Origin of the sequence: Dyella mobilis, from assembly GCF_016904945.1 — a bacterium.
GTDB classification, from domain to species: Bacteria; Pseudomonadota; Gammaproteobacteria; order Xanthomonadales; family Rhodanobacteraceae; genus Dyella_B; species Dyella_B mobilis.
The window spans coordinates 451,652-464,338 of record NZ_JADIKF010000038.1 but is presented as its reverse complement, the minus strand read 5'-3'; the positions used below and the strand labels follow the sequence as shown (position 1 = coordinate 464,338).

Annotated in this window: 13 protein-coding genes; 1 reads left to right on the top strand and 12 read right to left on the bottom strand. The window is 63.6% G+C overall.

Translation table 11 applies throughout. The annotated features are described in order from the left end of the window. Positions 1 to 16 precede the first annotated feature (16 nt). The 10 genes from ISS99_RS09745 to ISS99_RS09700 all read right to left on the bottom strand — a co-directional run bounded on the left by ISS99_RS09745 (position 17) and on the right by ISS99_RS09700 (position 8,343). Positions 17 to 703 carry an RES family NAD+ phosphorylase gene (locus ISS99_RS09745; RefSeq protein ID WP_204631414.1) on the bottom strand — a complete coding sequence of 229 codons (687 nt, stop codon included), beginning with the start codon at positions 701 to 703 and terminating at the stop codon, positions 17 to 19. Between the two features lie 131 nt (positions 704 to 834). Continuing rightward, positions 835 to 1,233, bottom strand: a complete 399-nt coding sequence (locus tag ISS99_RS09740; RefSeq protein WP_204631413.1) for an MbcA/ParS/Xre antitoxin family protein — start codon at positions 1,231 to 1,233, stop codon at positions 835 to 837. Between the two features lie 117 nt (positions 1,234 to 1,350). Further along, complete coding sequence (locus ISS99_RS09735) at positions 1,351 to 3,099, bottom strand: DUF885 domain-containing protein (RefSeq protein WP_204631412.1); 1,749 nt, start codon at positions 3,097 to 3,099, stop codon at positions 1,351 to 1,353. 28 nt (positions 3,100 to 3,127) lie between these two features. Beyond that, entirely contained in the window at positions 3,128 to 4,786 is a 1,659-nt protein-coding gene (locus ISS99_RS09730) for a SulP family inorganic anion transporter (RefSeq protein ID WP_204631411.1), read from the bottom strand. Then, positions 4,783 to 5,400, bottom strand: a complete 618-nt coding sequence (locus ISS99_RS09725; RefSeq protein ID WP_204631410.1) for a ParB-like protein — start codon at positions 5,398 to 5,400, stop codon at positions 4,783 to 4,785. Before ISS99_RS09725 ends, ISS99_RS09730 begins: the two co-directional genes overlap by 4 nt. A 91-nt stretch (positions 5,401 to 5,491) precedes the next feature. Beyond that, a complete protein-coding gene (locus ISS99_RS09720) occupies positions 5,492 to 6,196 on the bottom strand; it encodes a helix-turn-helix transcriptional regulator (RefSeq protein ID WP_204631409.1) in 705 nt (234 codons plus the stop codon). Between the two features lie 122 nt (positions 6,197 to 6,318). Continuing rightward, positions 6,319 to 6,969 (bottom strand): glutathione S-transferase family protein, encoded by a 651-nt coding sequence (locus tag ISS99_RS09715; protein WP_204631408.1) that lies wholly within the window; start codon positions 6,967 to 6,969, stop codon positions 6,319 to 6,321. Between the two features lie 15 nt (positions 6,970 to 6,984). Then, positions 6,985 to 7,389 (bottom strand): GFA family protein, encoded by a 405-nt coding sequence (locus ISS99_RS09710; RefSeq protein ID WP_204631407.1) that lies wholly within the window; start codon positions 7,387 to 7,389, stop codon positions 6,985 to 6,987. Positions 7,390 to 7,440: 51 nt separating this feature from the next. After that, positions 7,441 to 7,713: a hypothetical protein gene (locus ISS99_RS09705; protein WP_204631406.1), complete on the bottom strand. Its 273-nt coding sequence runs from the start codon at positions 7,711 to 7,713 to the stop codon at positions 7,441 to 7,443. A 9-nt stretch (positions 7,714 to 7,722) separates the two neighbouring features. Next, complete coding sequence (locus tag ISS99_RS09700) at positions 7,723 to 8,343, bottom strand: DJ-1/PfpI family protein (RefSeq protein ID WP_204631405.1); 621 nt, start codon at positions 8,341 to 8,343, stop codon at positions 7,723 to 7,725. A gap of 149 nt (positions 8,344 to 8,492) precedes the next feature. On the opposite strand from ISS99_RS09700, the gene ISS99_RS09695 reads away from it, so the two are divergent. Beyond that, the gene (locus ISS99_RS09695; RefSeq protein WP_204631404.1) at positions 8,493 to 9,509 is read left to right on the top strand and encodes a class 1 fructose-bisphosphatase; all 1,017 of its coding nucleotides are present in this window, start codon (positions 8,493 to 8,495) and stop codon (positions 9,507 to 9,509) included. 51 nt (positions 9,510 to 9,560) lie between these two features. Here the strand turns inward: ISS99_RS09695 and ISS99_RS09690 are convergent, their stop codons facing one another. Beyond that, positions 9,561 to 10,445 (bottom strand): 2OG-Fe(II) oxygenase, encoded by an 885-nt coding sequence (locus ISS99_RS09690; protein WP_204631403.1) that lies wholly within the window; start codon positions 10,443 to 10,445, stop codon positions 9,561 to 9,563. Between the two features lie 138 nt (positions 10,446 to 10,583). After that, complete coding sequence (locus tag ISS99_RS09685) at positions 10,584 to 12,641, bottom strand: M3 family metallopeptidase (protein WP_204631402.1); 2,058 nt, start codon at positions 12,639 to 12,641, stop codon at positions 10,584 to 10,586. Positions 12,642 to 12,687: the final 46 nt, after the last annotated feature.

Sequence of the window (12,687 nt, the reverse complement as noted above, 5' to 3'; positions counted from 1 at the left end):
TGAAAAAAGAGCGGCTCTATCCGCGCTTCATCTCGCTCACTTGCAGCACTTTCGCGATGCGCTTGCCGTCCCAGCGATAGATCAGGTGCTGCGCCTGCACGCAGGGCGCCACCACATCGGGATAAAAAGCCGCGAGGCATTCGCCGCCGCGATGACGCACGCTGTCGTAGACGATGCCGTTCGAACCGGCCTGACGCAGTTCGCGCGCCAGCTTCACGCCGGCAACATAACTATCGGGATCATGCGCATGCGGCCAGCCGCCGCGGATGTCATGCAGCTTGCAATCGACACTGGTGCGATAGCAGCGCATTTCGATGTCGCAGGCGGGCTCCGCCGTGGCGGCAAGGAACAACTCCCGATGGTAGACCGTTTCTTCCACCGCGGTGGTCACGCTGCGTGCAGCGTAAAACACCCCCCACGTGCCATCGGAAAAACGGCTGCCATCCGGATTGAGATGGGTGAACGCCGCCATCACCGGGGTCGAACCCGGTCCGCTGATGCGCCTGTCGCGCGGCACCAGGCGCAAGGTATTGGCTTCCTCGCGCAGGCGTGGATTGGTCAACGCCTCAATCGCGAAAACGGCGTCTAGATCCGCGGGATCGGCGATGCGATCAAACAATCCGGCCGGCGGAAACCGGCTCGGCACGATGCGATAAGCCTGGCTCCAACGGATGCGTCGAATGGGGGGCGTGTCGATGGGCATGAGTATTCCGTGGCACGAATCGCGTGGACTCGCGGTCTTCCGTGCTCGCTCCAGGGCCTGTTAACACTAGAAGTCTGCCGAAACGTGCTCTCGCCGACTGCGACGACCGGCACCGTTTGCCTGTCGGGCGTTCAGTTGCCGCCGCGCTGCGCATCCAGGTATTGCCGCACCACGTACAAGTCGGCCACATTGCCTGACAGCATGCGTTCCAGCGCGGAGTGCCCGCCGAACAAAGCCGCCTGATTCGGTTTGTGCAACCACGCGTCGGCCTGCTGCACGTCGGGGAAGAGAATCTGCAATGCCTTGTAGATCCCCAGCAGGTAACTGATGCGCTCCAGCGTATCGCGCCCAAGCGCACCATCCTGGTGACGCTTCCACTTGTAGAAGGTCGACTCCGGCGGATCGCCCAGCAGCTTGCGCTGATCGGCAATGCGCAGGCTCCACAGGTCGGCCAGCTTGAAGAAGCTGCGCAGGGCAGCTCCGCCAAGGCCTTCGGCGGGCTCGGTGCGGGGCAGGGGATAGGCCGTCATACCAAACTCTCCTCATAGAGTTTGTGAAGATAATACTCCACCGGTGAAGTTGTGGCCAGTCCGCTCGGAACACGGGACGCAGCGGGAGATTCCCCCGCTACGTCAACCTGACGATGCTCAGTCGCCTGCCTTGCGCGCGGTATTGCCGTAATCGGGCTCGGGCCCGCCCTCGGCAATGAAGCGGTTGATGCGCTGCTCCAGCACCGGCAGCGGCACGGAGCCGGTCGAAAGGATCGTGTCGTGGAAGGCACGAATGTCGAACTTCGGACCCAGCGCCTTTTCCGCCTTGGCGCGCAGCTCCAGAATCTTCAGATAGCCGAGCTCATAGGAAAGTGCCTGTCCCGGCCAGCTGATATAGCGGTCGACTTCATTGGCAATCTCGCGATCGGACAGCGCGGTGTTCTGCGTCATGAAATCGATCGCCTGCTGGCGGGTCCAGCCCAGATGATGGATGCCCGTATCGACCACCAGGCGGCAGGCGCGCCACATCTGGTAGGTCAGGTAGCCAAAGCGCTGATAAGGCGTCTTGTAGATGCCCATCTCGTTGCCCAGGTATTCCGAATACAGGCCCCAGCCTTCGCCATACGCGGAGATGTAACCGTTGCGACGGAAGGCGGGTTGGTCGTGCTCCTCTTCGGCCAGCTCAAGTTGCAGAGCATGGCCGGGATAGGATTCGTGCAAAGTCAGCGCCGGCATGTTGTAAAGCGGGCGCGAAGGCAGGTCGTAGGTGTTGACCAGATAGACGTCCGGGCCGCCGCGGCCGGAGGTGTAGTACGGCGCGATATCCGCCGCCACCGGCTCGATGGTGAAGCGTTCGCGCGGCAGATGGCCGAAGAACTTGCCGACCTGGCCATCCACTTCCTTGGCCACCCAGGCGGTCTTGTCGAGCAACTCCTGCGGCGTCTTGGCATAGAAGCGCGGATCGGTGCGTAGGAAGTGCAGGAACTGCGCGAAGCTGCCTTTGAAACCGGTCTGCTGCATGGTCTGCAGCATCTGCGCGTGGATCTTGTCCACTTGCTCCAGGCCGATCTTGTGAATGGTGTCCGGATCGAGATCCAGCGTGGTGTATTCGCGAATCTGCTGCCGGTAATAGTTCTTGCCGTCGGGCAGGGCTTCCGCCGCCAGCGTGGTGCGGGCCTGCGGCACGTATTCGTTGCGGAAGAAGGTCAGCAGCTTGGCGTAGGCGGGAATGATGTCCTTGCTGATCTTCTCGCGCGCATCCGCCTGGATCGCCGCCGCCGTCGCGACGGGAATGCTGGACGGCAGGTGCTGCAATGGGGCGTAGAACGAGGTCTGTGTCGGGTCCTTGGCATCGGCGACGGAGGCGATCGAAACGTCGCGTCCTGCCAATACCGCGCGCGGCACGCTGAAACCGCGCTTCAAGCCTGCACGCATGTTGTCGATCTGCTCGTCGAAATACGCCGGCACCTGGCCCAGGCGGTCGACATAGTGGCGATAGTCGCTTTCGGTGTGCAGCCCGTCGGCGCCCAGATCGTCGTCCAGTTCGCTCCAGAAGGCCGAATCGCTGTTGAACGGCATCTGCCATTGCTTGAACTGCTGGTCGGCGATGAAGTTGCGGATCTGTTCGCGGTACACCGCGTAGTTGACCTGCTCTTCCGGCGACAGTTGCTTTACGTCGATGGCATCGAGCTGACTCATCACCTTCTGCCAGTAGTCCAGGCGTTCCTGCTGATGCTTGGCATCCACCTGGTCGAGACGGCCATTGTTGGGCAGCGGCTCGCCGGACGTACTGAGGCCGGACTGGCCGGTGCGCCAGGCCCATTCCTGATGGTAGATCTGCTTGAAGCGCGCGTCGGCGTCCTGCTGCGCGAGCGCCGGCAGCGCCAACGCCAAACCCAAAACCATACAGCCGATTCGCGTCGTTCGTGTTGCGCTATTCACTAAACTCGTTCCCCGTAGACGATGGTGCGCCGAGCAATGCCGACACGGCATCTTCCACGCTCCAGTTATTGAGTGCCTGTGGCGAAAGCTGGGGCAGGCCGGCGCGCAGCAGCAGGTCGCGCGTTTCGTCTTTGAGCCGGGCGACGTGCAAGCCGATGCCCAGCGATTGCAGCCAGGCCGAAAAATCGCCGAGCGCCTCCAGCGCGGTGCTGTCCAGGTCCGGCGATGCTTCCAGGCTCAGGATCACCTGCTTCAGATCCTTGCGCTCAGCCACTCGTTTGCGCGCGAGACCCATCACCGATTCGGCGTTGGCAAAAAATAGGGGCTCTTCCGGGCGCAGGATCAGGATGCCTGGCGGCTGCGCGGCATCGGGATGCTGGGCCACGTCGACGAAGTCGTGGCCATTGGCCAATCGTCCAAGCACGTCCAGGCGTGCGGCGGCGAGCTGGCGAAGCAGCAAAATCAGGCTGAAGACGATGGCAACCAGCAAACCGTTGAGGATGCCCAGCGACAGCACCGCCACCACTGCCGCCAGCGCCAGCAGGCGATCGCGCTTCCATTGCAGATAGGGGCGGAACACCGACAAGCGCCAGGATTTGCTCACGGCGTGAATCACGATCGCCGCCAGCACCGCCAACGGAATGCGCTCGATCCAACGCAACAGCAACAGCACCATCAGCAACACGGTGACCGCCGCAACCAGGCCCGCCAGGCGCGACTGTGCGCCCGCCGCCTCGTTGGCCGAGGTGCCCGAATAACCTGCACCCACGGGCATGCCCTGCAGCAGCCCGCACAACACATTGGCCACGCCCAGCACCAGCAGATCGCGATTGGCCTGGACCGGATCGTTGTGCTTGAGCGCGAAGCCGCGGATCGAACTGTATGACTCGGCGTAGAGAATCAGCAGCAGCGCGGCGGCCATTTCCACACTGGGAAGCCACTGGTCGCCCGACGGCCACGTCGGCATGCCCAGGCTCATCTGCAAATGGATGGTGCCGGTCAGCGGCACGCCGCGCGCGGCCAGCCAACCGGAAGCGATCACGCCCAGCGCGATCACCAGCAAACTGCCGGGCAGGCGGCGCACCCGCTCGCAGGCGAACAACAACGCCAACGCAATGACGCCGGTGCCCAAGGTCACCAGGTGCACCTGATTGGAGGTCTCGACCAGATTCTTGATTAGCAGCGGCACGAAATCGCCGTGCAGATCCGGCCATCCACCCAGATGCGGCAATTGCTTGAGGGCAATCACGATGGCCAGGCCAAAGGTGTAGCCGCGCAAGACCGGACGGGCGATCAGGTGCGATAGACCTCCCAATCGTGCAAATCCGGCGATGAGGAAGCAAAAACCGCCGAGCAGCACCAAGGTCGCCGCCATGGCCACCCTGGCGGCGAGGCCGCCGCCGGCCAACGCGAGCGTTCCGGCCGCAAGCACGGCCGCCGACGATGAGGTGGATGAAACAATCGCAAAACGGCTGGTGCCTAGCAGCCCGTAGCACACCAGTCCGATGAACAGCGCGATCACGCCCGCCTGCGGCGGCATGCCAGCAATGCCCGAGTACGCCACCGCTTCGGGCACCAGCAGCCCCGCAATCGCCAGACCCGCCAGCAGGTCCGCCGCGTTGATCGAGATGCGGGGCGCAGCGGTGCTCATTGGACGATCACGCCACTCCAGCCGGGCAGGTACGCGGTGTCGTGCGAGTGTGCGTAGATCATCGCGTCCTTCACCACTTTCGCCGTGATGTGGCCGTTCTTGAGTTTGCAGTGGCGCCGATAGAAATCCGCCCACAGAAATTCCGAGTAAGGCGTCGCGTCCTTGGAATAGCCGCCTGCCATGCGTACGCGCGCCGCGAGGGTGCGGAACGGGTCGTCGCGCATGTCGGTGAGCTTGGTGGGAATGGCGTCGTATTGCTCGCGCTGCCCCTGCTCGTTATAGGGATGCGCCCAACGATTGAATTCCATGGTGTGCCAGAACACGGCCGGTTCCAGCCAGGAAAAATCGCGCTGGACCATCACCGGCACTTCCTTGACCCCTTCTTCGAACAAGGCTAGCCCAAGGTGGTGGTGATCGACGATGTAGACCTGGTTCTTGGGCCCGAGCACACCGGGAAACCAGTGTTCGGCCAGCATTTCCTTGCGCTTCTTCTTACCGAGCCTTTCCCATTGGGCGCGCTTTTCCGCCACTTCGGCCTTGCCCACGGTCATCTGGGTCGGGCGCAACTTGCTCGGTGCGATGGATAGCAGGGGATGACGCACGCCTGAAGACATGAGGTGCTCCTACGCTTACCGTGGTTCGCGCAGGGTACCCGAGCGCGGGCGCAGCGGCCACGCCCCATAATCGCAGGTGTTTGCTTCGACGCTATTCCAGGCCCGAGAAATAGCCCCGCATGGCCTGCAGATAGGAGCCCAAGTCGCGATCCGGGGCGCTCTGGAAGATCTCGCCGCTCTGGTCGATCCGCGCGATGCGGTCAGGGCGGAAGTTGCGGAAATCCTGGCGTAGGCGGCACCAGGTGCCCAGCGTCCATTTGCCGCCCCAGAACGCCAGGCACAGCGGCTCGACCTCGCGCTCGCTTTCGCGTCCGGCTTCGTCGCGATACGCCAGGCGCAGCACGTGCTGGGCCTCGATGGCTGCATGCAGTTGGTCGATACGGGCGGCGAAAGCGATCGATTCTTCGTCGCGCCAAATCGGTGCATAGATACGGGTACGCGAGGAACGCTCGCGCAGTTCCGGCGGCAGCACGGCCTCGATTTTCACCAGGGCCGCCTGCGCACCGGCTGCCAGCCTCTCGCCGGCGAAAGCGCGAACGAAGCGCGTACCGACCACCAGCGATTCGAGTTCGTCGGCGGTAAACATCAGCGGCGGGATGTCCGAGCCCTTGCGCAGAACGTAGCCGACGCCGGCCTCGCCTTCGATGGGCACGCCAGAGAGCTGCAGGTCTGCCACGTCGCGATAGACGGTGCGCAGCGAAACGCCCAGCGTTTCCGCCAACTGGCGCGCCTGCAGCGCGGTGCGGCGACCGCGCAGGGCGTTGATGATGAGAAAGAGGCGATCGGCACGGCGCATCCGTACATCATCACCCACGCGGCGCGTGCGGACCAGCGTCCGAAGTCACGCCTGCGCGTCGCAGGGCTTGCGATGCGGATGAGGGAAACTGGGGCGCGCACCATCGTCATATCACCCTGGCTTCACGCAGCCTGCAGCGCGAAGAGCTCGGCATCCTTGGCTGCCGCGCGTTGCATGGCCGGCCGGGTGATGACGCGATCGGCATAGGCTCGAATCGCCGGCGTTTCCGGCACCAGTTCAAACATCGTGGTCCAGTGCAATGCCCCGCCCCACAGCACATCCACCGCCGTGAAGCGCTCGCCCAGCAGATACGGGCTTTGCGTCAGCTGCTGGTTGATCGTGTTCAGCACGTCCTCCCAGGCACCGTAGGGCGAAGCCATAGGCGGTGCCGGCGCGCGCTTTTGCGAGCGATCGACAATGGCCGGCTCGAACGACGAGCCGTAGAACACCAGCCAGCGCAGATAGGGGCCGCGCAATGGATCGCCCGGCGGCGGCGCCAGGCGCGCCTGCGAATAGAGGTCGGCCAGATACAGAAACACGGCCGGCTGTTCGGTGATCAAGGCACCGCCGTGCAGGATGGCCGGCACCTTGCCCATGGGGTTGATGGCCCGGTAAGCGGGTTGCCGTTGCTCGTTCTGCTTGAAATTGACCAGCCGCAATTCGTAATCGGCACCGAGCTCTTCCAGCAAGGCAAGCGTTCCGCCGGAGCGGCTCTGCGGCGCGTGGAAGAAGGTGATCTTTTGATCGGTGCAAGTTTGCGCGTTAGGTTTCACGGCAGCTATCTCCAATTACAAATGACGCGTTTCGGCCGGCGCAACACGCCAGTTGTCGTTGCGTCCATCGGAAAAATGCATGGGTGCTTCGATCAGTTCGATCGGCTCGACATCGTCCAGGCAGGCCACGTTGACGGTGTAGAAGTCGCCGCCCAGCACATCCAGATGCCCCTTGCCGAACGGACGAACGCCGCAATGACGACAGAACAGGTGATGCATGCTGTGCGAACCGAACTGGTAATCGGAGAGATCGTTCTCGCCGCTGAGCAGGCGAAACGCTTCCGGCTTGACGATCACGCCCCACTGCCGCGTCTTGGTGCAGACGGAACAATTGCAGCGTCCCGTGCCGCGCGTCAGGTCGAGATCGGCTTCGATCTTCACTGCGCCGCAGTGGCAACTTCCGTGGTAGGTCTTTTGCACGGGTGATTCCTCGTAGCGTTTGATGTGGAATGGTTTTGAAGCACGCCTGCGCTATGCACGACGCTTGGCAAATGCCTTCGCCTGAGCGGGCACCGCCGCGGATTCGATGCTGCCGGCGCAAACGCTCGCCGCCGCACCGACAGCGCTCGCCACCAGCACTCGACGACGTCCCGGCTCAAAAGCCGGACGCACCGTCACCACCCGTTTGCCAGCTACCGGCGGCTCTTTCGGTACCTCGGACAAGCGGTATTGCCCGTCCATCAACAGGCCGCGCAGATACAGCGGCCGATAAGCCTTCACAATGCGATCGATCAAGCTGCTCATCTCGACACCTCACGCCAGTTCAACGACGGGAACGGTTTCGCCACCCAGCCACGGCGGCGGCACGGCATGCTTGAACAGCCGATACCAATGCTCGCGGTCGCTGCGGGTATACAGGTCCAGCACGTGGATGATTTCGCGCGCAAACTCGATGCTGCCCAGGTGACTGGCAGTGATTGCACCGCCATCGCTGACCGCCAGGACGTGAGCATCGTATTGATCGTGCCCGGCGTACCCGGGCACTTCGCGGCCGATCTGGCCCGGCCAGTTGGCCGTATGCCTGCAATGCTCGAGCAAGCCTGCGCGCGCCAGCGCCAGCACGCCTTCGTCGATGGCGGCGACCGGTGCGCCCGCTTCGTGCACGCGCGCAGCAAGCTGGGCAACCTGGGCCACTTGCGCGGGCCACCAGAGATGACCTCCCGGCAGCACCAGCATGGCCACGGCATCCAGATCCAGCTCATCCGCGCTGCTGTCGGGCATCACCCGCAGGCCGCTGCTGGAAACGACCGGCTCGCGATCCAGGCCCAGCGTGCGCACTTCCCAGTCCCCGGGCCGGCGGACCTCGCTCAGGGCCAGCGCCACCTGCCAATCGGCAAACCCCTCGAAAACCAGCACATAAACCACGTCGCGCATGATCGTTCCTCCTTTCCGATGATGAGAGCTTGCGCGCCTGCTACTGCCAGCGTGTTGTCAGCAGCAGGGTGCCGGCCGGTTCAGGCGCGCGACTGGCGCCCGTAAGGCAGAGCCTGGAAAATGGCGGTCCCTTTGCCTGCGGGTTCGCCATGAAGTCCATTTCGCTGATCCAGTTCCTGATCGAGGAACGTCGCGCCGGCCGCGTCAACGCCGAACTGTCCCTGTTGATCGAAGTGGTTGCGCGCGCCTGCAAGCGCATTGCCGTTGCCACCAACAAGGGCGCGCTGGGCGGCGTACTGGGCGAGGCCGGCACCGGCAATATCCAGGGCGAGGCGCAAAAGAAGCTGGACGTGATCTCCAACGAGATCCTGCTCGAAGCCAATGCCTGGGGCGGCCAGCTGGCGGCCTGCGCATCGGAGGAAATGGAAGATCCGCAGCCGATTCCCGACATGTACCCGAAGGGCAATCACCTGTTGTTGTTCGATCCGCTGGATGGCAGCTCGAACATCGACGTGAACATTTCGGTGGGCACGATTTTCTCCGTGCTGCGTTGCCCCGACGGCATCAGCGAGCCCAAGGCCGAGCATTTCCTGCAACCGGGTACCACCCAGCTTGCAGCCGGTTACGTGGTTTACGGCCCGGCCACCGTGCTGGTGCTCACCTTCGGCCACGGCACCCACGAATTCACGCTCGATCGCGAAGTGGGCAGCTTCGTGCTCAGCCGCCGCGACATCCGCATTCCGGAAGAAACCGGCGAGTTCGCCATCAACGTGTCCAACCAGCGCCACTGGGAGCCGCCGATGCAGCGCTATATCGGCGAACTGCTGGCCGGCACGGACGGCCCGCGCGGCAAGGATTTCAACATGCGCTGGGTCGCGTCGATGGTGGCCGACGTGCATCGCATCATCACCCGCGGCGGCACGTTCTTCTATCCGCTCGACGCGAAGATCAAGAGCAAGGGCGGCAAGCTGCGCCTGATGTACGAAGCCAACCCGATGGCTTTCATCGTCGAACAGGCCGGCGGCGCAGCCACCACCGGTCGCCAGCGCATTCTCGAGGTGCAACCCACCGGCCTGCACCAGCGCGTGCCGGTGTTTCTGGGTTCGAAGAAGGAAATCGAGGTCGCCACGCATTACCACCTGGTGGCGGACGGCGCGCAAGGCTGATACGGCACCGTCGGGCGTGCCGTTTCAAGCGCGCCCGATCGTCGCTGTCGCTCAAGTGGGCGGCAGCGATTCGCCGTAGCGCCGCTGGCGCATCCACTTCGTCACGATCCACTTTTCGCCGCGCGTCACCGGCGAACCGCCATGCAGGGTGAGGCGATCAAGTTGATTCTGGCCGTTGGTGTATTCGAAATAGACAGCCGAACCTTTTTTCGGCACCACTTCCAGCCCGATCTCCGGAAAGATGGTGGTGCCGCCTTCTTCCACGTCGTTCAAATACATCACCAGCGTGGATGTGCGCTGGCCGCCGATGGTCATCTGCACATGGCTACCCGGGTCTTCGGGCGGAAAGTAATCGAAGTGCGGCTTGTACTCGCCGCCTGTGCCGTAGTGCAAAACCTGCAGGCCCTCGCCGTTTTCCACCGGACAGTTCATCACTTCGCTGATGCGGCGGTCGAGACGGGCAATGAACGGGTCGGCATTGACGGTGAAGAACGTGCCTTCGCTGCTGCGGTCGGCAATGACTTCGTGCTTGCCGCTGATCGGATCCACCGTAGTGGAGCGATGCATCTTGTGGGCGGAGAGCTTGATCAGCTCATCGCACTCTTCGTTGCTTAGCACGCCTTCCAGCACGGCAATGACCGGTCGGTTGACCCGCGTGACGACGCGCACGTCGCGATCGGAAGTGCGGATCAGGTTGCCGGCCGGCAAACGCGGTGTTTCGTAGACGTAGCCGGAAGCGGGCTTGGGTTTCGCTTCGAACGCAGCGGCCAGCGGACCGTTGTGGGTCATCACGCCGTTGACCGCCGCCCGCGCAAAGACCGGATCGAAGCGATTGCGCACCATGTCGTCGATCAACGATTGCGGCGCACAGCCTCGCGCGAGATTTTCGCGAATCCAGTCCTGCCATTCCGGCGGCAGATGTGTGATCGCATTCATGGCGGACTCCCCAGCCCACGGCGTGTTCGATTCGATGGCTCGCCCTGGTGATACTGGCAGAGCGAATGGCTGTCGATTGTGAACCCGTTTGAGCCCGCCAGGCGACCCCTTTTCAACCGAAAAAGGGGCGCTCGGGGCTCAGGCCAGGCCGTGGCTGCGCAACAAGGCATCCGGTTCCGGCTTGCGGCCGCGGAAGGCCACGAAGCTCTCCAGGGCAGGACGGCTGGCGCCCACGGCCAGGATTTCGCTGCGGAAGCGGTCGCCGGTGGCAGCATCGATCACGCTGCCGCCGGTGCCGGCCCGTTCTTCAAAAGCGCCGAAGGCATCCGCACTGAGCAGCTCGGCCCACAGGTAGCTGTAGTAGCCGGCCGCGTAGCCGCCCGCAAAGATGTGACTGAAAGCGTGGGGGAACCGCTGCCAGGCGGGCGGATGCAGGACGGCCACTTCGCGGCGCGCCTCCTCCAGCACCTCCAGCGTGCGGGCACCTTTGGCGGAGTCGTATTCCAGGTGCAGGAGAAAATCGAACAGGGCGAATTCGAGTTGGCGCACCAGGAACAGGCCGGCATGAAAATGCCGCGCCGCCAGCATGCGCTCGAACAGTTCGTCCGGCAGCCGTTCGCCAGTTTCCCAATGCTTCGCGAACAGGTCCAGCGCTTCGCGGTTCCAGCCGAAGTTTTCCATAAACTGGCTGGGCAACTCCACGGCATCCCATTCCACGCCATCGATGCCGCCCACGGATGGCAGCGGCACTTCAGTCAGCAGATGATGGAAGCCGTGGCCGAATTCGTGGAACAAGGTCAGCACGTCGTCGTGCGTAAGCAGGGCAGGGCGGCCTTCGGTGGGCGGTGCGAAATTGCAGGTGAGATAAGCGATGGGAAGTTGCAGGTGCGCACCGTCGTCGAAGCGCGCGCGGCAGACATCCATCCATGCGCCGCTGCGCTTGCCGCTGCGGGCATACAGATCGACATAGGCGCCCGCGAAGACGCGGCCGTCTTTGTCGATGACGTCGTAGTAGCGGACGTCGGGATGCCAGACATCGACGCCGTCGCGATTAGCCAGACGGATGCCGTACAAGCGCTGTACCAACCCGAACAGACCCTCCATGACCGCCGGCAGCGGGAAGTAAGGCTTGAGCTGTTCCTCGTCCAGCGCGTATTGCTTCTGGCGCAATTTTTCCGACGCGTAGGCCACGTCCCAGGATTCGAGGTTGTCGATTTTCAGCTCGCTCGAAGCGAAGTCGCGCAGGGTGGCGAGTTCCTTTTGCGCCACGGGCTTGGCGCGCGCCGCGAGGTCGCGCAGGAACACGAGCACTTCGGCCGGATCGCCGGCCATCTTGGTGCCCAGCGATTCCTCGGCGGCGTTGGCAAAATCCAGCAGTTGGGCGGCCTCGTGGCGCAACGCCAGGATGCGCTCGATGCGCGCCGTATTGTCGTATTTGCCGGCGTGCGGCCCCTGGTCGGACGCGCGGGTCTGATAGGCCCAGTACACCCGTTCGCGCAGCCCGCGGTTGTCGGCGTAGGTCAGCACGGCATGCGCGCTGGGTTGCTTGAGCGTCACCAGATAGCCGTCCATGCCTTGCTCTTTGGCGTATTGGCGCAGCACGGCGCGGCCGGATTCGGGAATGCCGGCCAGGTCGCGCTCGTCGGTAATGCGTTCGTGCCAGGCATCGGTGGCATCGAGCACGGCATTGGAGAATTCGGTGGAAAGTTTGCTCAATTCCACGCCGATCTCGCGGAAGCGGGAACGAGCGGGTTCTTCCAGCGCCACGCCGGACAGCTTGAAATCGCGCAGCGCATGTTCGACCAGGGCACGTTGCGCGCGCGACAGGCCGGCGAATTCCGGCGCATCGGCAACGGCCTGCACGGCCGCGTAGAGATCGCGGTTCTGGCCGACTTCCAATGCGTGATCGGTAAGCTTTTCCTCGGCCGGTCCATAGACTTTGCGCAATGCCTCGCTGTCCGCCACCGAGTGCAGGTGCGACACCGGCGACCACGCATGCGAGATGCGCTGATCCAGCCGCTCCTGCGGCAACATCACCGAGGCGAAATCGCGCGGCGCGCCGTGAGCGATCAGCGCGGCGATGCCGGCGCGGCTGTCGGCCAGCAGGGTATCGATGGCGGGCGTCACGTCTTCAGTCTTGATCTGTGAAAACGCCGGCAGCACGGCATCGGCCAGCAGGGGGTTGTCTTGGTTCATGGCTCACTCCTTCAGTCCCGAAAGCGTGCTGGCGTCGCGTACCGAA

Bases quoted from the DNA above. Each gene is read 5' to 3' on its own strand.
- ISS99_RS09705 (WP_204631406.1), bottom strand. From the start codon at position 7,713: ATGAGCAGCTTGATCGATCGCATTGTGAAGGCTTATCGGCCGCTGTAT.
- ISS99_RS09720 (WP_204631409.1), bottom strand. From the start codon at position 6,196: ATGCGCCGTGCCGATCGCCTCTTTCTCATCATCAACGCCCTGCGCGGT.
- ISS99_RS09695 (WP_204631404.1), top strand. From the start codon at position 8,493: ATGAAGTCCATTTCGCTGATCCAGTTCCTGATCGAGGAACGTCGCGCC.
- ISS99_RS09745 (WP_204631414.1), bottom strand. From the start codon at position 703: ATGCCCATCGACACGCCCCCCATTCGACGCATCCGTTGGAGCCAGGCT.
- ISS99_RS09725 (WP_204631410.1), bottom strand. From the start codon at position 5,400: ATGTCTTCAGGCGTGCGTCATCCCCTGCTATCCATCGCACCGAGCAAG.
- ISS99_RS09690 (WP_204631403.1), bottom strand. From the start codon at position 10,445: ATGAATGCGATCACACATCTGCCGCCGGAATGGCAGGACTGGATTCGC.
- ISS99_RS09700 (WP_204631405.1), bottom strand. From the start codon at position 8,343: ATGCGCGACGTGGTTTATGTGCTGGTTTTCGAGGGGTTTGCCGATTGG.
- ISS99_RS09685 (WP_204631402.1), bottom strand. From the start codon at position 12,641: ATGAACCAAGACAACCCCCTGCTGGCCGATGCCGTGCTGCCGGCGTTT.
- ISS99_RS09735 (WP_204631412.1), bottom strand. From the start codon at position 3,099: ATGGTTTTGGGTTTGGCGTTGGCGCTGCCGGCGCTCGCGCAGCAGGAC.
- ISS99_RS09730 (WP_204631411.1), bottom strand. From the start codon at position 4,786: ATGAGCACCGCTGCGCCCCGCATCTCGATCAACGCGGCGGACCTGCTG.
- ISS99_RS09740 (WP_204631413.1), bottom strand. From the start codon at position 1,233: ATGACGGCCTATCCCCTGCCCCGCACCGAGCCCGCCGAAGGCCTTGGC.